The 21,108-nt window shown below is 46.8% G+C and carries 17 protein-coding genes; 4 read left to right on the plus strand and 13 right to left on the minus strand.

Translation table 11 applies throughout. The annotated features are described in order from the left end of the window. Positions 1-446: 446 nt before the first annotated feature. Complete coding sequence (locus tag FDF36_RS04110) at positions 447-3,605, plus strand: ATP-binding protein (protein ID WP_220390434.1); 3,159 nt, start codon at positions 447-449, stop codon at positions 3,603-3,605. 37 nt (positions 3,606-3,642) lie between these two features. Here the strand turns inward: FDF36_RS04110 and mgtA are convergent, their stop codons facing one another. The 3 genes from mgtA to FDF36_RS04125 form a co-directional block, all read right to left on the minus strand. Then, positions 3,643-6,297: a magnesium-translocating P-type ATPase gene (gene mgtA / locus FDF36_RS04115; protein WP_005820640.1), complete on the minus strand. Its 2,655-nt coding sequence runs from the start codon at positions 6,295-6,297 to the stop codon at positions 3,643-3,645. A 151-nt stretch (positions 6,298-6,448) separates the two neighbouring features. Beyond that, positions 6,449-7,816 carry a sensor histidine kinase gene (locus FDF36_RS04120; protein WP_065739441.1) on the minus strand — a complete coding sequence of 456 codons (1,368 nt, stop codon included), beginning with the start codon at positions 7,814-7,816 and terminating at the stop codon, positions 6,449-6,451. Then, positions 7,813-8,502, minus strand: a complete 690-nt coding sequence (locus tag FDF36_RS04125) for a response regulator transcription factor (RefSeq protein ID WP_220390435.1) — start codon at positions 8,500-8,502, stop codon at positions 7,813-7,815. Before FDF36_RS04125 ends, FDF36_RS04120 begins: the two co-directional genes overlap by 4 nt. A gap of 58 nt (positions 8,503-8,560) precedes the next feature. Here FDF36_RS04125 and FDF36_RS04130 point away from each other — a divergent pair, with 58 nt between their 5' ends. Beyond that, positions 8,561-8,821 (plus strand): helix-turn-helix domain-containing protein, encoded by a 261-nt coding sequence (locus FDF36_RS04130; protein ID WP_259281356.1) that lies wholly within the window; start codon positions 8,561-8,563, stop codon positions 8,819-8,821. Between the two features lie 51 nt (positions 8,822-8,872). On the opposite strand, the gene FDF36_RS04135 is transcribed toward FDF36_RS04130, so the two are convergent. From FDF36_RS04135 to FDF36_RS04150, 4 genes are read right to left on the minus strand one after another with little or no spacing between them, the layout of a single operon-like run. After that, the gene (locus tag FDF36_RS04135; RefSeq protein WP_220390436.1) at positions 8,873-9,988 is read right to left on the minus strand and encodes an AAA family ATPase; all 1,116 of its coding nucleotides are present in this window, start codon (positions 9,986-9,988) and stop codon (positions 8,873-8,875) included. Further along, positions 9,985-10,698, minus strand: coding sequence for an RNA ligase family protein (locus FDF36_RS04140; protein ID WP_220390437.1), 714 nt, complete (start codon positions 10,696-10,698; stop codon positions 9,985-9,987). The genes FDF36_RS04135 and FDF36_RS04140 overlap by 4 nt, the downstream gene beginning before the upstream one ends. Positions 10,699-10,721: 23 nt before the next feature. Then, the gene (prfH, locus tag FDF36_RS04145; protein ID WP_005820657.1) at positions 10,722-11,342 is read right to left on the minus strand and encodes a peptide chain release factor H; all 621 of its coding nucleotides are present in this window, start codon (positions 11,340-11,342) and stop codon (positions 10,722-10,724) included. Between the two features lie 4 nt (positions 11,343-11,346). Continuing rightward, positions 11,347-12,744 (minus strand): RtcB family protein, encoded by a 1,398-nt coding sequence (locus FDF36_RS04150; protein WP_220390438.1) that lies wholly within the window; start codon positions 12,742-12,744, stop codon positions 11,347-11,349. Between the two features lie 588 nt (positions 12,745-13,332). Here FDF36_RS04150 and FDF36_RS04155 point away from each other — a divergent pair. Together FDF36_RS04155 and FDF36_RS04160 are read left to right on the plus strand one after the other, a co-directional pair. Further along, positions 13,333-14,634 carry a Na+/H+ antiporter NhaC family protein gene (locus tag FDF36_RS04155; protein WP_005778445.1) on the plus strand — a complete coding sequence of 434 codons (1,302 nt, stop codon included), beginning with the start codon at positions 13,333-13,335 and terminating at the stop codon, positions 14,632-14,634. A 189-nt stretch (positions 14,635-14,823) separates the two neighbouring features. After that, positions 14,824-15,369: a 30S ribosomal protein S16 gene (locus tag FDF36_RS04160; RefSeq protein ID WP_220390439.1), complete on the plus strand. Its 546-nt coding sequence runs from the start codon at positions 14,824-14,826 to the stop codon at positions 15,367-15,369. A gap of 195 nt (positions 15,370-15,564) precedes the next feature. Here the strand turns inward: FDF36_RS04160 and FDF36_RS04165 are convergent, their stop codons facing one another. The 6 genes from FDF36_RS04165 to FDF36_RS04190 all read right to left on the minus strand — a co-directional run bounded on the left by FDF36_RS04165 (position 15,565) and on the right by FDF36_RS04190 (position 21,098). Next, positions 15,565-15,969, minus strand: coding sequence for a DUF4891 domain-containing protein (locus tag FDF36_RS04165; protein WP_220390440.1), 405 nt, complete (start codon positions 15,967-15,969; stop codon positions 15,565-15,567). Beyond that, positions 15,969-17,204, minus strand: coding sequence for a 6-bladed beta-propeller (locus tag FDF36_RS04170; protein WP_220390441.1), 1,236 nt, complete (start codon positions 17,202-17,204; stop codon positions 15,969-15,971). Before FDF36_RS04170 ends, FDF36_RS04165 begins: the two co-directional genes overlap by 1 nt. 228 nt (positions 17,205-17,432) lie before the next feature. Beyond that, positions 17,433-17,801, minus strand: coding sequence for an RNA recognition motif domain-containing protein (locus FDF36_RS04175; RefSeq protein ID WP_220390442.1), 369 nt, complete (start codon positions 17,799-17,801; stop codon positions 17,433-17,435). A 208-nt stretch (positions 17,802-18,009) separates the two neighbouring features. After that, entirely contained in the window at positions 18,010-19,350 is a 1,341-nt protein-coding gene (locus FDF36_RS04180) for an ABC transporter substrate-binding protein (protein ID WP_220390443.1), read from the minus strand. A gap of 168 nt (positions 19,351-19,518) precedes the next feature. Beyond that, a complete protein-coding gene (locus FDF36_RS04185) occupies positions 19,519-20,307 on the minus strand; it encodes an ABC transporter permease (protein ID WP_005788416.1) in 789 nt (262 codons plus the stop codon). Continuing rightward, positions 20,301-21,098, minus strand: a complete 798-nt coding sequence (locus tag FDF36_RS04190) for an ABC transporter permease (protein WP_005778456.1) — start codon at positions 21,096-21,098, stop codon at positions 20,301-20,303. Before FDF36_RS04190 ends, FDF36_RS04185 begins: the two co-directional genes overlap by 7 nt. Positions 21,099-21,108: the final 10 nt, after the last annotated feature.

Here is a 21,108-nt window from a genome sequence, read left to right on the forward strand (position 1 = left end):
TTCGTTCTTGTTTATCCGCACAGAGAAACATACATTTGCAAGCACAAAAGTAATAAACTTACGAAAGAGAACTATTGTTTCACTTAATATTTTATGTTATGACTAAGAAAGTCGCAGTATTAGCAGTCAATCCGACCAACGGCTTTGACTTGTTCCAGCACTCGGGAGATTTTTTCGCAACTAATACCCTTTGAACCATGGCACCTCAGTTGACCAAGGTTCTGGAAAAGTAATGCCAGACACCTCCTTACAGACTTATCATGACAGTTTACCGGAAGCCATCCATAACGCTATCTGCTTCCCGACACACTTTGCGTTTTGCTCCCTCGCCACATTATCTACCCCAGTCTTTTCATATAATTAACTAAAAACAGAGCATAATTCATTTATTATTAATACTTTTACAGTCAAATAAGCCCCAAACTACTATTATTTAATAATTTTTTATGACTACTTTTTTTGGAGTAAAATCTATTTTCCGTACCCAGTCACTGAGGAAACTGTTAATTATTTTCATCTGTTTTCTATCAGTAACTCCTGTGTCTTCCCAAAGAGATACAATAAATACTAAAGACTATATTTTGGTCATTAACACTTATACAGAAGCTTTTTCCTGGAGCAATCGCCTGATTTTCACAGCAACAGAGTTTGTCAAGGATGATCCTCACTTAGCTATCTATGCCGAACACATGAATCTCTTAATGATGGATAATGACAGTACACTGCGTGAATTCAAGACCACCCTGTTTGAAAAGTATGGTTCCCACTCTCCGCGCATGCTATTATTGCTAGGTAATTCTACTTTAATGTTACGAGACGACTTCAGAAAAGTATGGGGTGACATTCCGGTTATACTTTGTTCCGAAAAAGACTACATCGGTCCCAAAGAATATTATCTGAAAAAACAACCCATTCCTCCATCCGAACGAATTCCGCTGACTGAACTGGCCCAACCCTATAACCTTGTTCTTCTTTATTCCAACCAGTATGTTCGTGAGAATCTGGAATTAATGTTTCATATCCTTCCCGATATGAAAAAGCTGATTTACGTAGGCGATCAGAGATTCGTCAATCAAACGAACAGTATAGAAATACAGGAAGTACTACAATCCAGCCATCCCGAAGTCCAATATACTTTTTTATCTCCTGAGAATATTCTGGAAACCAACCAACTGATCGACTCTCTCAACTTTGTTGATCCCCAGACCACCGGCATCCTGTTTTCTTCCTGGTTCTATAAGCGGAAGTTTGCAGGCAACACTTCACTGTCTATTGTATCACCCAAAATTGTTTCTACAGTTTCACCTCCCCTGTTTGCCCTCAGCAGTATTGACGTAAAAGACAAAAGCAGCGGAATGACCGGAGGATATTCTTACAATCAGGCAGAATTCAACAAACGGCTTCTCGGTATATTTTCCGATGTACTGAATGGCAAGCAACCCCGTAACCTCCCTTACTATTATCCTCTGGATGGTATGCCTATCATCAATTATGAGACACTGATTCATAAAGGATTTTCTCCTGACTTATGTCCGGCCAACACGTATTTCATCAACAAACCGCGCACCTTTTGGGAACAATACAGCTATTTCCTTATAGGTACATGCATCTCCATCGTCCTGCTCGTCCTGTTTTTCCAGTACCGCATCCGCACACTGAACAGGCTCAAGAAAACACAGTTGAAAGAGATAGAGACCATGACCAGCTATAAAAACCTGATCAACAACATGCCCATCCTCTATATGCAGGAGAAGCTGATAACAAACGAACAGGGTATAGGCACAGATTTAATCTACCTGAACGTAAACTCCCATTTCGAACAGAAATTCTTCCGCAGAGAAGATACAGTAGGCAAGAAAGCCAGTGAGATGTTTCCCGAATCCCTCCCTGAATTTTTGCATTTCATTCAAATGTCACTCAAGGAAAACCGAGTTATTACTTTCCCATATTATTTCAGGAAAATCAATAAATTCTATGATATCGTCCTTAAAAGTACCCATCAGGACAATGTAGTCGATATTTTTTGTCTGGACAGCACTGAGTTGCATTTGGCACAACAAAAACTAACCGCCACTAACCGTAAACTGTCAATGGCATTGGATGTGGCAAATATCATTCCTTGGAAATGGGACTTACTCAGCAAAACTATTCTTTGTGATATCAATAAACCCATCGAACTCAGCTCGCTCGGCAACAGCGTGAACGACGAGCAGTTGGCTGTGCCGGACTCGCAATACTTTTCAAAGATATTCAAAGAGGACCGCAAACGGGTGGAACAGGCTTATAAGGACCTGATAGAAGGACGCACGGACAAGGTTAAAGAGGAGTATCGCGTAATCAACATAGAGAACCACACCCACAAAGTGGAATGGGTAGAAGCACAAGCCGCCGTAGAGTCACGCGACGAAAATGGAAATCCTACCACACTGGTGGGCTCTTCACTTGTCATCACCAAGCGTAAAAAGATGGAGATGGAACTTACCACAGCTAAAGACCGCGCCGAAGAATCCAACCGTCTGAAATCGGCTTTCCTTGCCAATATGAGCCATGAAATCCGTACTCCGCTGAATGCCATAGTAGGTTTTTCGGGTATTCTGGCATCTACCGACGAGGAAGAAGAAAAGCGGGAATACGTCAACATCATCGAAAACAACAATACCCTGCTCTTACAACTGATCAGTGACATCCTGGATCTGTCGAAAATAGAAGCCGGCACCCTTGAGTTCCAATATTCCAATGTCGAACTGAATGCCCTAATGAAAGAGTTGGAAAGCACGTTACAGCTCAAGATGAAATCTGAAACCGTAAAGTTGGAATTTGTACCTTCGACAGACCGCTGCCTGGTTCATCTGGAAAAGAACCGTGTTTCCCAGCTGATCATCAATCTGGTGACCAATGCCATCAAGTTCACCGAGAAAGGGAGTATCCGCTTTGGCTACGAGCTTCGCGGAAAAGAGCTTTATTTCTACGTTGCCGACACCGGTTGCGGCATTGCCAAGGACGAGCAGGAAAGCATATTCGGCCGATTCGTCAAACTGAACAGTTTCGCACAAGGCACAGGGCTCGGACTATCCATCTGCCAGACACTGGTCAACCACATGGGCGGACACATCGGTGTAGAATCAGAAAAAGGTAAAGGTTCCACATTCTGGTTTACCCTCCCTTACGAAGCCGCATCGACAGCCGAACCTGTCCGGAAAACAGTTATACAGCCCATTGCGGTAGAGAAAGACAAACTGACCATCCTGATTGCCGAAGACAACGAAAGCAACTTCAGGTTATTTGAGTCCATCCTCCGCCAGGATTACCGCCTGCTTCATGCCTGGGACGGCCGCGAAGCCGTAGAAATATTCCGCAAAGAAGATCCGCAGATTATCCTGATGGATATCAACATGCCGGTCATGGACGGATATGAAGCCACTAAAGAGATCCGTAAATATTCGGCCAAAGTCCCTATCATCGCAGTTACGGCCTTTGCCTACGCTTCGGACGAACAGCGGGTGATGGAAAGCGGATTCGACGGATACATGCCCAAACCCATCAATGCGCGCCAGTTACAGGCACAGCTCAAAGAGATTATGCAGAAACGGATCATCCTGCTATAACAACAGGATGACCCGTTTTTAAGGTCTTTATTCGTGTTTACAGCCACTTCGTAAACCGCTTCACATACCATTGTTTAATAAGCTGCGTCAGCACACAATAGCTCAGCAGGATGCCTGCCAACCAGGGGAAATAACTGAGCGGCAACGGCATCAACCCGATGGAAGCCCCAAACTGCGTGAAGGGAATGACGATTCCCAGAACCATGATGACGGACGTTAGTCCTAATACCGGCCAGGATGCCGTACTCTGAATAAACGGGATCTTGCGGGTACGGATCATATGTACAATCAGCGTTTGCGACAGCAAGCCCTCTACAAACCAACCGGACTGAAAGAGAGTCTGATGTTCGGGAGAGTTGCAACCGAACACATACCACATGACCAGAAATAAGGCTATGTCGAAAATAGAACTGACCGGACCGATAAAAATCATAAAACGGCTCAGGTCGGATGCATCCCATTTGCGCGGCTTCATCAGGTATTCCGGATCCATCCGGTCGAACGGAATGGTGGACTGCGACGTATCGTACAGAAGATTCTGAACAAGCAGATGGACAGGCAGCATAGGCAGGAAAGGCAGAAAAGCACTGGCGGCCAGCACGCTGAACATATTGCCAAAGTTAGAACTGGCAGTCATCTTGATGTACTTCATAATGTTGCCAAACGTTCTGCGTCCCTCTATCACTCCATCTTCAAGCACCATCAGATCTTTCTCCAGCAGAATAATGTCGGCACTCTCCTTGGCGATGTCCACAGCCGTATCCACAGATATACCCACATCGGACTGGCGCAGGGCGGAAGCGTCATTGATGCCGTCACCCAGGAAGCCCACCGTATGTCCCAATTCCTGCAGCAAGGTGATGATACGGGTCTTCTGCATGGGAGCCAGCTTCGCAAACACGGTAGTCTGCCGTATTCTCAACTTCAGTTCTTCATCCGTCAGCCGCTCTATCTCCGTACCGTTCAGCGTACAGGCCGTATCGACTCCCACCTGACGGCAGATGGTACGTACAACCGCTTCGTTATCACCGGACAGCACTTTCACATCGACTCCATGGCTATGGAGCTGCCGAATGGCATTGGCTGCCGAAGGTTTGGGAGGGTCGAGAAAAGCCAGATAACCGATCAGCACCATTCCGGATTCGTCTTCGACAGAAAAATCATGTTCTTTTTCTACCCAACTCTTCTGTGCCACTGCCAGCACACGCATACCTTCTTTGTTCATCTGCTCACTGATGACAAAGGCTTTCCGCCGCAGGTCATCGGTCAACTCGTGAACGGTTTTGCCGAACTCTGCATAAGTGCAGATTGCAAGCATCTCCTCTACCGCTCCCTTGGTGATGATCTGACGCTTCCTCTGTCCGTCTTCCACCACCACGGACATACGTCGGCGGGTAAAGTCGAAGGGGATTTCGTCTACCTTGGTATAAGTATCCCTGAGATAATCCAACTGTAACTCACGAACATGTGAAAGGATGGCGCGATCCATCAGATTCTTCAGCCCCGTCTGGAAATAACTGTTGAAATAGGCATGACGGAGTACGCGGCACTCGTGATCCTCGCTCCCGTCGGCATTGATAAACTTTTCCAGCACAATGTGGTCGCGGGTCAGTGTCCCGGTCTTATCGGTGCAAAGAATATCCATCGCCCCGAAATTCTGGATGGCGTTGAGGTTCTTGACAATGGTCTTTTTCTTAGCCATAGAGACAGCTCCTTTGCTCAGGTTAGCGGTGACAATCATCGGAAGCATCTCAGGAGTCAGTCCCACGGCTACGGAAATGGCAAAAATAAAGGCTTCGAACCAGTCGCCTTTCGTCACTCCGTTGATGAGAAACACCAGAGGCACCATCACCAGCATGAAACGGATCAGCAAAAGGCTGACATTGCTGATTCCTTTATCGAATGCCGTCTGCGCACGTACGCCGACGATACTCCGAGCGATGGTGCCCAGATAGGTATCTCGCCCTGTACCGAAAACAATGGCACGTGCCGAACCGCTCACTACATTGGAGCCCATGAAGCAAATGTCATCGAGCTCGACCACACTGCCGGAACGGTGACGATCCTCCGCCAATACGGCACACTTCTCTATGGCATCGGATTCTCCGGTCAACGAGGACTGGCTGACGAACAGATCTTTCGACTCGATGACGCGGACATCGGCCGGAATCATATCTCCGGCAGCCAGACAGATGATGTCTCCCGGCACCAAGTCTGTAATGTTGATCTCGTACGGCTCCGGACCACCGCTACGAATGACGGATGCGGTATTTTTCACCATCTTTTGCAAAGCGTCCGAAGCCCTGCCGGAACGCCACTCCTGCGAGAAGCGCAACACGACACTCAGCATCACCATACTTCCGATGACAAGGATACTGGTCCACTCCCGTTCTTCGGGCCGGGCCATCCAGACGTCGAGCACCAACGACACAAGTACAAGTGCCATCAGTACACCGATAAAGGGGTTGATAAAGGTTTTGCAAAACATCAGAAGCGGATTGGGGCGTGTCTCTTGCACGATTTTATTCTCACCGCAGCTTTTAAGCCGCTCTTCCGCATCCTCCTCCGAGAGTCCGTGGGGGGTAGTACAAAAATAGCCATACACCAACTTCAGCGGTTGGGTTGCTGCCAGAAATACCTTCTCGGTATTGAACTGCACAGTCTTGTCTGTTTGTTTCTTTCTAAAAATCATCATAGTACATTTTTTTTAGAGATACGGGGCCGCTCCCTATTGGAAGAATCCCATTCATTCATTTGCATTTACAGTACAAAGGTAGGGAGCTCCCCGCAAAAGGGACGTTAGAGAACGATTAGAGTACTATTAGAGTTTTATTAGAGCTTCTTCAGATATGAGGAATTTCCACCGTATAGACCGTACCTTCACCCGGCTGGCTATTGACGGTGATTTCACCCTTATGGGTATGTATGATCTTTTGAGTCAGCATCATCCCGATGCCGTTTCCACGGGCATAGTCTTTATTGCTTCCCCGATAGAAAGGAGAAAACAGATGTTGCATGTCATCGGCATTCATACCGATACCCGTGTCCGAAAAGCGGATAACAGACTTTTGCTCCCAAAAGCTGATCTGGACGAAAGAAGTGTGATTGGCGGAGAACTTGCAATTATTCTCCATCAGATTGACAAAAGCTGTTTTCAACAGATAGCCGTTGCCCAACACCGTGAGGACGGAGTCGTCATCGGCTTCTTCGCCGAATATCAATTCGATGGTATAGTCGGGATTGGCTTTCATCACCATCTCACGGGCATCGAGCAGAAGCTCGTCCAGACGGATCTCCTCCAATTTGATCTGCTCGGGCAGATAATCGGCTTTGGCCAGATTGAGCAATCCTTCGGAAAGTTTCACCAACTTACGCGAATCGTCGAGCGCATTACCGATGGCACGGCGATATTCTTCGGAAGAACGCTCTTTCAACAGAGCCAGTTCAAGTTCGGCAATCAGGGCAGCCATGGGAGTACGCAGTTCATGGGACACATTGCTGACGAACATTTTCTGAGAATCGAAAGACTGTTCCAACCTTTCCAGCATCTGGTTGAAGGTGGTGGCAAGTTCGCCCAATTCATCTTTTTCGTCCTTCACCGGCACACGCAGGTCGAGACGGGAAGCAGAAATAGCTTCCACCTCCCCGAGAATATCGGACACAGGAGCCAGGGCACTCCGCGAAAGCAGGTAACCGACTCCCGCCAAAAGAGCGATACCTAAAAAGAAAAGAACAATCAGCATGGTCTGCAAAGAGTGTTGCTTGGCATATCCGTAACCATCGAAAGCAGCCGCTGTGATGACATAAGGTTTACCATGGAACGTGTAAAGGAGCCCGATGACCTGATAACCGTCTTGATAAAACTCGATAGATTTATTTTGCAAAATTCGGTCGATCATCTCAGGGGTCTCTTTCACCAGGTCGATCTGCTTGGCATCATGATAAAGCAAATGGAAAGTAGTATCGTAGATGGCTACCTCCACTTCATTAATAAATTCGCGGTTGTTGAGGTAAATGGACTGCATGGTCTTGGCATCCACCCGGTTGTCGAGGAAAAGGTTGGCTTTGGTGATGCCTTCCTTTTTCAGGTCACGGAAGAATTCATTGCTCCGGTTCCGCTCCGAAAACAGATAGATAGCAGCTACCAGCAACAGAAAAACGGCTGCCGTGAAACCGGTATAGCGGAGAGTGAGCCGGGTACCTATCTTCATAACTCCTGCCTGAATATAAAGCCCATACCGGGTTTGGTATGGATCAGTTTCACATCATAGTCCCGGTCTATCTTTTTGCGGAGATAGTTGATGTACACATCGATAAAGTTGGTGCCCGTATCGAAATGGGTATTCCACACCTTGTCGGCTATTTCAACACGGGTAAGTAACCGTTCGGGGTTCTCGGCCATATAAAGCAACAGGTTGTACTCTTTGGGAGAGAGTTTAATCTCCCTCTCCTGCCGATAGACGGTTTTTGTCTGCCGGTCGATGCGCAAGTCCGCATAGACGAGTTCCGTAAGTTGTGTTTCGGGTATACCGGGAAGTCGTCGTTTCAGCAATACCTTGATACGGGCATTGAGTTCGCGGAAATCGAAAGGTTTCACCATATAGTCGTCAGCCCCGGCATCGAAACCGTCGAGCTTATCATCCGTTGTGCCTAACGCTGTCAGCATCAGCACCGGAACCCGGTTATTAATGTTCCGTATCTCTTTACAGAGTTCGAAACCACTCATCTTCGGCAAGATTACATCGGAAATGACCATCTGAAACTCTCCGGTACGGAACAGGCGCAACCCCCAAGCTCCGTCGTAGGCAAGTTCCACCTGATAGCCGGACTCTTCAAGACCGCGCTTCAGCAGTTCCGCCACACGCTGTTCATCTTCCACAACCAGTATCTTTATCATGATGCAATCCCTCCTTACCGTTAGTTATCAATTCACCGGGCACAAAGATAAACACATAATGATAAATCCTCAACAGTATCGGCGTTTATTTGCCCCTTCTCGCTCCGACCGCATCCAATGCTTGGTTCATGCCTATAGCGAACTACCGGCTAACGGGGAGAATGACTTAACGGGTATTGCTGTCGATAATGGGTATTGTGACCTAAACCATTTCATCAAGAGTTTCAAACGCTTACCGGAAAAACGCCGTTACAATATTACAAACAAAATACAGACACCGCCGGAAAATAAACAGGGTGTAGCCATCCGGTCCGGATAGCTACACCCCAAGGTACCTAAGGCTACACCCTCCCCCCGGTTGGGTGTAGCCCTATTGTTCCTGCACGGCATAAACCACTTCGTGCGCCTCTGTCAACCGGGGAACCTCCAGTTTATCCAACATCACATCCAGAACCGGCCCCGGCACTTTATATTCGCGTATGCCGTTTTGCCGCCGCCAGACGGAGTAAGGTTTCTCTATATAGACTATTTTCACCCGTGCCCCATAGGTGATGAACAAATCGACCAACTGGGCACGTCTTTGGCGGGTCACGTTGGTGGCATTCCAAATAAAGTCCTGTCCCTTCCGGAGGTAGCCCCGTGCCTGCTCTTTGGCCGTTTGTGTCACCCAGCCGTTAGCCGCTTTATCCGTGGGGCTGAGTTTATGTTCGCGTCGGATAGCATCCAGACTGACAACCGGCATATCGGCACATCGAGACTCTATATAATAGTCTTTCCCCATACCGGGCAGCCCTGCAAGCAAAGTAACCTCACATCTGAAATCATCGTGGGGGACATAATCGATATAAGCCTGATTCGTATGAAAATAATGGAAGCGGGCCGTATCACCGGCAAATGCACGGGCTTTCCCCCAGCATTGTTGTTCACGGCAAAACATTTCAAAGAATTCGGTAGCTTCCAGCAGTATTTCCCTGTCCGTGCAGATACGCCCGCAAATATCGGCCACAGCCAACTGTTTCAGTAACGAAGTGTCCAGCCTCAGCGAAGCTTCACAAGCATGTTTCAAGGGATCTTCCCGTTCCATCAGCCAGATAGGCAAACCATGATGGCGTACCAGAGAGGCAATATGCTCGCGGATACCGAAAGGCGTAGAAATATCCCTGTAAAGGAGGGTGCGTACAGTAGCTTCCCCCCGCTTCGCATGATTTTTGGAGGTGATCTGCCCATTGCCTTCATCGACCGAAGTCGAACGCTTTTCTACATCGTGAAGCAAAGCGGCTGCCCAAAGGATCTCCCGGTCCTGCTCCGCAAGCCTCAGATAGGAAGGCTGTTGCTGCAATGCCTCGAGTACCATGCGGGTATGTACGGCTACACTTCCCTCGGCATGATGCAAAGCGTGCTGGGGAACCAGATCCATATCCCGCACCCAGCTGAACTGCTGTACCAGTGAATCCCAATCTTTCCGTTCTGTCAATCTCCAAATCATTCGTTCCCTCCTTTCTCTTGTTTCGACTCCCACACCAGGCGGGCACGCTTCCAATGCCGAGTCCAATGCTCGTTTGTCTGCACATGCCCCTGACGGACATACTTAAACACATTACGGGCAAAGTCTGCGGTAAGATACTCGCTGGTATTGCGGGTTACTACCCCTTCACGGGTACAGTCCATCCCTGTCAGCGCATCACGCGATCCGAAGACACTTGGTTCCCCGGCCAGGCAGATGACATGCTGTTTCAGGGTTTCGGCTGTTAGTCCGTTTACCTGCTCCGTACACAATTCGGGTACAGTAGGCAAATCGAACAAAGCAGCATAAAACTTCACCTCTTCCCACGACAGCCATTTGTCGAGACAGCGGGCTGCGAACACATAAAAATGTGTCTCCAGCCGCTTGTACTCGATGGAATGAACAGCATACAGATTCTCGCCGAAGAGTTCAATATCTCCCAAGTCATTCTTCAACAACTCCCAACGCTGACGCAACTGGCTCGTCCATGGTGAAGTGGTAGGAGCAGCATGCGAACGGGCAAAAACCCCGTATCTGCTTAAACAATTGTTCTCCCCATCCAGTTTTTCGGTATGGACCAGCGTGTTTATCTCCCGGATATCCTCCCAATAGGTATGATTGATTCGGTCGTCACTCGTCGTCCCGGGAGAGAACGGATAGTGGTAGGTACGACCATATTTTTCTGATAACATAGCTTTTTTTTAATCGTTAATACTCAAAACCGGAGCTCTTCTTGAATGACCTTCACCGGGTTTCCCCTTTGAAGGCTGTTGTGGTTACTCCAGTTGGCCTGTGCCTGAATCATTGCCTGCTCTACATTCCAAGCAGTCAGCTTGACCAGCAATCGTTCGGTGGCCAGTTTCTTATTCTGCCATTGTGAACGTTGGTCGGATGCCACTACACTGATTCCGCTGGGAATATGGACAGCCCTTACAGCAGATTCCGTCTTATTGACATGCTGTCCGCCGGGTCCGGAAGCCCGCAAAGTTTCATAACGGATTTCATTTTCGGTCGCCTCACGGCTTTCGGACAGCAAGAAGGTCTGCACACCGACAAACCAATTTTTGCGTCTGTGATGAATCCGGTACGGGCTACGGGCAATCCACAACACGGTTCCCTCCCACTCTTCCACCAGTGTATCGCAACCTGCACCTTCAAGTGCAATGACTGCCGACAACAATGTACGGTTGGCAGGACCGGCTTCTTTTTCCACTATTTCCACTTTCAGTTTCCGGGTCTGGGCTTGTTTTAATATTCTCTCAAGCACTAATGCCACTACACGGCAACACTCCACGGGACCACGTCCCGAAGTGATTTGTAAATACGTCTTTTCCATCATTCTACTCTTTATTCATTCGTACGATACAGGGCATAAAGGTACCTTGAATTTCCACCAATGCCTCCTGAGTCTGCATCACCCGGTCAATGTCTTTGTAAGCCAACGGCATTTCTTCGACACTACCGCCAATCAGTGTCACGCCGGCCTGCGAAAGATACTTCTTCAGTGCTGACTGGGTAAAACTGTCTTTCGCCTTTTGGCGGGACATGGCACGTCCTGCTCCATGAGAAGCGGAACAAAGGGCTTCACCCACTCCTTTTCCACATACCAGATAACCGGGGGTGGCCATACTTCCGGGAATCAGTCCCGGAAGGCCCTTCTGAGCCGGAGTTGCTCCTTTACGGTGTACAATGGCAGTTTGTCCGGAAGCAAGTTCCTCCTTCCATGCAAAGTTATGATGGTTGTTCACATTGGCCAGAGGTTTCAGTCCCAGAGCTTTGGCCAGATTCAGATGAATCCGTTCATGGCAGGCACGGGCATAATCGCCTGCCAGATTCATACTAAGCCAGTATTCCTGCCCCTCTTCCGTATCCAATCCCAACCAAGCAAAGTGCTGAGCCTCGCAGGGCAAGCGACAGATGTCACGGGCCAGCAGACTGTAATATTTGGCAATGGCAGCACCCAGCCCCCGTGAACCGGAATGGGAAAGCAAAGCCGCATAATTACCCTCCGGAACTCCTAAAACATTGTCCGCCTGCAAGCTGATCCTGCCAAACTCCACAAAATGATTTCCACCACCGGAACTTCCCAGTTGTCGCACCGCTTTGCCATGCAGCCCTCTCAGCAATTCAGTCATTCGGAACTCTTCCCGGTCAAGTACCTCGTGTTCCTGTACAAAAGGCAACCCGCCATCCATGCCGAAATGAGTGAATTCTTTCAGCGCTTCTTTCATCTGATGCGAATAACGCCTTAGAAAGTCTTCCCCGGCATCAAACAGGGTAAGACTCATCCGGCAACCTATATCAACTCCCACCGCATACGGAATGACTGCATTATCCGTAGCCAATACTCCTCCTATAGGTAATCCGTAACCGGCATGTGCATCGGGCATCAACGCTCCGGCAAAAGTGACCGGAAGGCGCATAGCCAGATTCATCTGTTGTTTGGCCAATGTTTCAATATGCTTGCTTCCGTATGTTTTATAAGCCAAAGGCTCGTCGAGTAAGTCATACGACGTAAAACTTTTTTCGACTAAAGTAGGAGAAAGTTGTTCGGCCAGTTTACTCCATACTTCGTTGTTTTTATATATTTCGGGATTTCCGAGTACATCGCCCAGGATAGCTAATATCCGCTCTTTTGTCTCGTGTTTACAATACTTATTGACGAGGGCAACGGCCAGACTACGGGCCACGTTGTCTCTATATCCCAGTTTGCTTAAATCTTTCAAACGTATTCCCATACTGTTTTTCTTTCGCATACAATACCGGCTACCTGCCATGGGCAGGCAACAGACAATATGCGGGATACCAATACTTTAGAAAAGGATATAACACATCCTGTTCACAGCATTGAAGTGAATAATAAATAAATTAAACGTGATTGTGGAACTAATCAACCTGCATCGCCAGCAGCAGAATTGCGATGCGTATAAAAAACAAAGTTGCAAAGCCCCATCCTCCCGACGGGTCAACTCAGTTCCAATTTTGAAGATATTATTTCTCTGACATAATTAAAACCCTTTCTGATTATTTAAAGGGTGAATACTCTGTTTATCGGCGGCAAAAGTAATAGTTCTTTTTATTCCCGCAAAACAAAAAGACATTTTTTTCAGGAACAGTACCCATATTCATGAAAAAGCGGCACGAATCACTTCGCACCGCCCCTGTTGCTAACTCGCACCAAAGCTTCCCGCCTCACAGCGTTCTTCTCCGGAAATTTTTAAATGCATGAAGCGGTTAGCGTTAATCTTTATATTGTCGGTGCAAAATTACCGTTTTTCTCCCTATCATTCACTATCTTTGCACCTCAAAATTTTAAGAATCATTCAATGATAAACGAAGAAAAGATACATAAAAGCACTTCAGGCTGGTGGGCACTCAGCCCTTTATTCGTATTCTTGTGCCTCTATCTGGTCACCTCCATCCTGGTGAACGATTTCTACAAAGTTCCTATAACGGTAGCCTTCCTCATCTCGTCGTGCTATGCCATCGCCATCACACGGGGACTGAATCTGGAACAACGCGTCTATCAGTTCTCGGTAGGAGCTTCCAATAAAAATATCATGCTGATGGTGTGGATATTCATTCTGGCAGGAGCCTTTGCGCAGAGTGCCAAGCAGATGGGAGCCATCGATGCCACTGTAAACCTCACACTCCATATTCTGCCGGATAACCTTTTATTGGCAGGCATTTTTCTGGCTTCTTGCTTCATCTCCTTATCTATCGGTACCAGCGTGGGAACCATCGTGGCACTGACTCCCGTTGCCATCGGACTGGCGGAAAAAACCGGCATAGACCTGCCGTTTATGGTAGCGGTGGTAGTGGGCGGATCATTCTTCGGAGATAATCTTTCGTTCATCTCCGACACAACCATTGCCTCGACCAAGACACAGGAATGCGTAATGCGTGATAAGTTCCGGGTAAACTCCATGATCGTAGTGCCTGCCGCACTGGTGGTACTGGGTATCTATATCTTTCAGGGACTTTCGGTAGCTGCTCCGCCACAGGTACAGGAGATCGAATGGGTGAAAGTGATTCCTTACCTTATCGTATTGGGAACGGCCATAGCCGGAATGAACGTAATGTTGGTCTTGATAATAGGCATCTTCACCAGTGGTGTAATCGGTATCGCTACAGGCAGCCTCGGATTCTTCGATTGGTTCGGAGCTATGGGAACGGGCATTACCGGAATGGGTGAACTGATCATCATCACTCTGCTGGCGGGTGGAATGCTTGAAACCATCCGCTACAACGGAGGAATAGATTTCATTATTAACAAACTGACCCGGCATGTAAACGGAAAACGGGGAGCGGAACTCAGCATTGCCGCACTGGTAAGCATTGCCAACCTCTGCACGGCTAACAATACGATCGCTATCATCACTACCGGACCGATTGCTAAAGATATCGCGAAGAGGTTTCATCTGGACCGAAGAAAGACAGCGAGTATCCTCGATACTTTCTCGTGCCTGATACAGGGGATCATCCCTTACGGAGCACAAATGCTGATTGCTGCCGGACTGGCACAGATCTCTCCGCTCAGTATCATCGGAAACCTGTATTATCCGTTTACAATGGGTATCTGTGCTCTGCTGGCCATTCTATTCCGTTATCCGAGGAGGTATTCCTGAATAGCAGACAGCTTACTTCCGGATATTCTATAAATATCAAAATAGAGTGAAAAAGCCCCGAACACCCCGGTAATTATAAAAAAGAGCAGGAAGACTTTGTCAATCAAAACAAAACCTTTATCTTTGCACCCGCTATTACGAGTTAGTAGCATTAATTCAAATCATTCATTAAAAAAACATTTATTTAAAATGGCAACAAGAATTAGATTGCAAAGACATGGACGTAAAAGCTACGCTTTCTACTCTATCGTTATTGCAGACAGCAGAGCACCACGTGATGGTAAATTTACAGAGAAGATTGGTACTTACAACCCTAACACCAATCCTGCTACAGTAGATTTGAATTTCGAACGTGCCTTGCACTGGGTACTGGTAGGTGCACAACCTTCAGACACAGTTCGCAACATCCTTTCTCGTGAAGGCGTTTACATGAAAAAACACCTCCTCGGCGGTGTAGCTAAAGGTGCTTTCGGCGAAGCTGAAGCAGAAGCTAAATTCGAAGCTTGGAAGAACAACAAACAGTCTGGTTTGGCTGCTCTGAAAGCTAAAGAAGATGAAGCTAAGAAAGCTGACGAAAAAGCACGTCTGGAAGCTGAAAAGAAAGTAAACGAAGCAAAAGCAAAAGCATTGGCTGAAAAGAAAGCTGCTGAAGAAGCTGCTAAGGCTGCTGCTGAAGCTCCCGCAGAAGAAGCTGCTCCGGCAGAAGAAACTGCAACTGAAGCTGCTGCTGAATAATCGGCAGTATCTATCATTCGTAAATAGGATTAAAACAATAAAATCCTCTTCAGTCCGCTGGAGAGGATTTTTTATTGGATCATTCAGCTACGGAATTGCTCACAGAGAGAGCACGGAGGACAAGTTTTATGCCCCCAAGTAAGTTCATAATTAGTTCTGTAGCCTTGTATACCCTTGTAGCAAGCTCACCAATTCCTACTTCAGCACGACATAACGCAGAAAGACCACCTGATCGCCGATCTTAACTCTTCCATCCTTCAGAGCTTCCTGGTCTACCCGGAAGGTTTTCAGGTACTTCTTCAAACTTTTAGTCACCGTATAGGGCTGTTCCTTTTCATACCCGAGAATCTTTATGCTACCGTCCTCGTTGATCGTCACTTTACATTTGATATTAAAAGTTAACCCACGTAGTTTCTTGGCTTCTGCTTTATTTATCCAGAAGATATAAGTCGCCTTCCCGATATTATTCTTCTTTTCCACCTTCTTCTCTTTAGAGTATTCATCGTACACTTTAAATGAAGGTTCACTCTTACTGCCACTATCGCCACACGAAGTGCAGACGAATAAAATTAACAACAATAATCCAAATACTTTTTTCATTATTGAACTCCTTTCTGTTTAGCATATATCACATAACTATTATCTTCCTCAGCGATCGACTCACACAATTCCTGTAACTTTTTCCTATTCTTCCCCTTCCTACCATCTGCCGAGGAAAGATAAGACTCTATTTCCGCTTTCAGCACTCCCGGTTCCACCAGCCTTATATATTGTTTGTTACGGAGTGACCAAGGGGTCCACAACCGATCCGGCATCCCTCCCGCAAAGTCATTGATCACCCGGAAAAAAGTTCCGCGCAACGATGCCTTATCCACTATAAAATTCGAAGGTGATTTCGTCTCCCACATTCCATCACCCACTTGTTCCTCTACCATCAATCTGCCGACATAGGCCTGAGGCAACTCATAGAATGTGGTTATCGAACGTTTTCTGTCTCCAATGTTGAGTGTGAAGCGGGGCTTCAGCCTGCTTTCCGAACGGATATAATGATAAAGCGTATCGGGACGCAGTTCAAAGAAGGTGCTGATATAAAAATCGAATACTTCCGTATTGGCACCGTACATCACCTCATTGCTATAATCGGGAAGAACAGACAGATGCCTGGCAGCAGGGACCGAATCGAGCAGATGTCCTTCAAAATCCTGTACCCATGCCACAAAAGGGTATCCGGTAAAGGGAAGTGCCCCCACCGTAAGTTCACGTTTATCGGCATCGACCTTGAATACAGCCTTGGAGACCGACTGATGTAACGGAATGGAACGCAACGGCTTCCCAGCCAGATCATAGACATAGATGACATTACAGTTAGCGAAAGGCATCAGATAGATGCAATTGTGTTTTTCGTCAATCTCGGCTTTGTATACGGCACGATACTCTCCCGGCCCTTGCCCGATGGCACCTATATTGGAAATAAACTCTCCTTTTTTAGTAAATAACCGGCAGGGATGGAGTTCATTAACAGAGCCGTAGACAAGGATATAGTTTTCGGAAGCACACAGATTGTTTTCTCCGACCATCGCTTCATCACGATTATCGAGCTTGATGATCTGAAAGTCTTTCAAGAAGAAGCTGGACGGTAAGTCAACCGTATCTTTCAGCAAGCTGAGATCACATACCACAACCGAGTCTTGACCGACCCATTGATACGAAGCGACCACCGGCCATTGCTCCGAAAGATTTTTCTCTCCGGCCTTGGGAACGACCGAACAGGAAGAAAATAAAAATACTCCCCCCAGAATTGAACTTAGGAGATGAAATTGCCTGATATTCTTCATAAGCTCTCCATTTCTATAAATGCAAAGATAAAAATAAAAGCAAATAATCTACGAATATCCCGTAGTTTTTTTTCTTCTTATTCGTCTCAGAATTTATCTATATCGAAAAGCTCTACCTACAAAATGTACCGCTTGGCATAGAGATAAAACCACAAAAAAAGATGCCCGGAATAAATCCCGAGCATCTCCTCTATAAGTCTGTTTTGACAAACAGGTAATCTTTTTCGATTAATATCTGTCACGACCGCCGCCATAGCCGCCGCCACGATTACCACCACCGTAACCGCCACCACGGTTGTTACCATAGCCACCACGGTTACCACCACCGTAATTGTTGTTACGACGCGGACCTTCTTCTCTCGGGCGTGCAACTGATACGGCAAGTGTCTTTCCGTCTATTTCTTTTTCGTTCAGTGCTGCGATGGCAGCATTTCCCTCTTCGTCATTAGGCATTTCTACAAAACCGAATCCTTTAGAACGGCCAGTTTCTCTGTCCATGACAATTTTGGCTGAAATAACTTCTCCAAAATCTTCGAATAATTCTCCTAAATCAGCGTTGCTAAGATTATAGCTGATACCTGCAATAAAAATGTTCATTGAAAAAATAATTAATACAATTAATAAATTTGTTATCTTAGAGAAGTCTTAATAAGGAGATAAATTACTCTACAAGTACCTTGGAAATAAAACACATCCTATCAGAAATCTTTAATACGCGGTAAATATAGACATTTACAACAGACTGAGAAACAAAATCATCATTTTCTTTTATTTTTTTTATTAAAATTGAGATTTTGACGATGCTTTAGTCCCACTTCTGTTTTTTCCGCCTGCGGCTCCGGTGCCTCTGTATCTTCTTGTGTTTATAGCGCTGTATCCGTTTATAAATCATCCAGCCGCTCATCAAACCTACTACTACGAAGATCAGGATCGTAATGCCCACTCCCAGATTGTCGCCTTTAATGCGTGACCAGATTTCAAGAACATCTTTCGTCTTATCGCCGAAATCACGAATCATGGCACAACGTTCTACCACCTGACGGTCCGGATACTGTATCTTATCAATCTGCAGACTGTCTGCTCCCGGTCCGAAGAAATAGCTCAAATCCGAATAATAAGTCAGGGTGGTGTCTGTCTTCGCCTCCATGATTTCAGGCGAAGCCACAGCACTTACATAACCGCTCGCTTCCATATTCCGCAAAGCAATGTCGGGACGGCACATGAAGTTGATGAAATAGCTGGCAGCCTCCGGATTGCCGGCATACTTAGGAATCACCCAGCCGTCATACCAGATGTTGCTTCCTTCCCGAGGCACTACATAGTCCAGGTCCACCCCTACCGCATCCGCTTCTTCGATGGCCCATTTGGCATCTCCGCTCCAGGTCATATTGAGCCATGCTTTATTTTTGGTCATCATCTCTTTACCGAAGTCTGCCTCCCAACCGGCTATATTGGGTTTCATCGCCTTGAGGTATTTTTCGGCAATCTCCATTGCACGGGGAGAATAGTCGTTCATCAGATCCTCTACTGTCACCTTGCCTCCGGCCAGATCACGGGCATGTGCGTAAATGATAGCCGTTCCATACGCATCGCGGTAACTGTCTTTCATCAATATCTTGCCGGCATATTTCCGATCCCAAAGGCAACTCCAACTCTCGGCATCCGCATCGGGAACAAAAGCCTTGTTATACAGTATCCCGGCCGTTCCCCACATATAACACACGGCATAATGACTGGCAACGCGTCCGGGTTGACTCAACTTATCGATCTGTTCCCGGATATAAGGAGACACGTCATTCATGTAGTCGGGCGAATGGGGGAAAACGGTGTCGATGGGCAACAGCAAGTCTTTCTTCAACATCCGCTCGATGATGTATTCCGAAGGGCATACCACATCAAAATCTTCGTGCCCTTTTTCGATCTTGGTCAACATGATTTCGTTGATATCGAAAGTTTGATAGACAATACGAATATCCTCGCCTGTCTGCTTCTTATAATATGCCTGGAAATCTTCCAGCACTCCGTCGCCGATATAATCGGCCCAGTTATAAATTTTCAATACCTTTTCGCGGGGCTCACCGGAATTGTAACAACCGGAAAGCATAAACGACGCTGCAAGGCAAAGAGTTATTAACAGCTTATTCATTAGCACTTTATACTATTTCTTGATTCTCGTAAATTCTCTTCTATTTTGGTTTAAAACCCAAAGGAGGTTGGTTTCAAACCAACGGACACTATCTTTAAAAGCAATGACAGTTGGGTTTTAAACCAGCGGCCTCTCGCTTTAAACGGCGAGGCCGACCAACGTCAGGCGTCACTTTTTCTCTTTTCCGGCACGCCGGTTAATGACAATCAGCAATGCCAGCACTACCACGAAAATAATGGTCGAAAGCGGACGCAGTTCCGGAGTCAGCCCTCCTTTGCGGGCGTCGGCATAGATATAGGTGGAAAGTGTCTCGAGACCTTCGTTACCGATCGTAAATACCGTTACTGCAAAATCATCGATAGAAAGTGTCAGCGCAAGCATGAAACCGCTAATCATTCCCGGACGAATCTCCGGAACAATCACTTTGCGGAGTGCCTGCATCGGAGTCGCTCCCAGATCGAGGGCGGCTTCGTAAATATTAGGATTCATCTGCTTGAGACGGGGCAACACGCTGAGTACCACATAAGGAGTACAGAAAGTGATGTGTGCCAGTACAACGGTCGTGTATCCCTGCGATATCCCCAGCGACACAAACAACAGAAACAGTGAAATACCGGTAATAATATCCCCATTCAAGATAGGAATGCTGTTCACAAAGCTGATGGCTTTCCGCGAACGTGCCTTCAGGTTGAAGATGCCGATAGCGGTGATACTCCCCAGCAGGGTGGAAGCCGTAGCTGCAATCAAAGCAATGGTCACGGTATTGATCAGCGCATTCATCAGCGAATGGTGAGTGCCGGTAGTGAACAGTGACGAATACAGTTTTGTGGAGAATCCGGTCCAGTTGCCCAGCACTTTTGCCTCGGTAAAAGAGTAGATCATTATAATCACGATAGGCGAATAGAGCAGCAAAAGCAGAATCCACAAATAGGTCTGGGCGAAAATCTTCTTTACCATAACCCACCTCCTTCGTTCGTATTATCTTTGTCGTCGGTGCTGAACAGAGAGGTCGCGGCAATCAGCAGCAACATAATCAGCGACAGGGCTGCGCCATAGTTCCACATACTGTTATTGATATTCTCCTGGATTGTGGTACCAAACAGTTTGATGTTGTTCATCGTCAACAACTCGGCAATGGCAAAGGTTGAGATAGTAGGCATGAAAACCATCATGATGCCACTCATCACCCCCGGCATGGAAAGCGGAAGCACGGCCTTAAAAAAGACCTGAACGGGATTGGCACCCAGATCCTGCGCAGCCTCAATATAACTGTGATCCATCTTTTGCAAAGTGTTGTAGATGGGGTAAATCATAAATGGTATGAAGTTATAGACCATACCGAATATCAGGGCACCCTCACCGAGCGGAACACTGAAAAAGTCGAACAAGGCTACCGTAGCCAACGTACGTACCAGAATGTTGACCCACATGGGAAGAATAAACAGTACGACCATTGTTTTCGACCGGTTCAGTTTTGCGTTGCTCAGTATCCATGCTGCCGGATAGCCCAGCAGGATACAGACAATGGTGGTAATAATGGCAATACCGATGGAATAGACAAAGGTATTGATAGCTTCGTGGTGCTGAAAAAACTTCGCAAAGTTTTCCAAAGTCAGATGTCCGCTGTCATCGGTGAAAGCATAGACCACGATAAGGAGTAGCGGAATAACGACGAAGATCGCCGAAAAGATAATGTAAGGGAGTGTCCAACTCTTACGTGATGAAAAAAAGACCGATAATCTTTTCACTCTTAACTCT

It is taken from the genome of Bacteroides fragilis (genome assembly GCF_019583405.1).
GTDB classification, from domain to species: Bacteria; Bacteroidota; Bacteroidia; order Bacteroidales; family Bacteroidaceae; genus Bacteroides; species Bacteroides fragilis_B.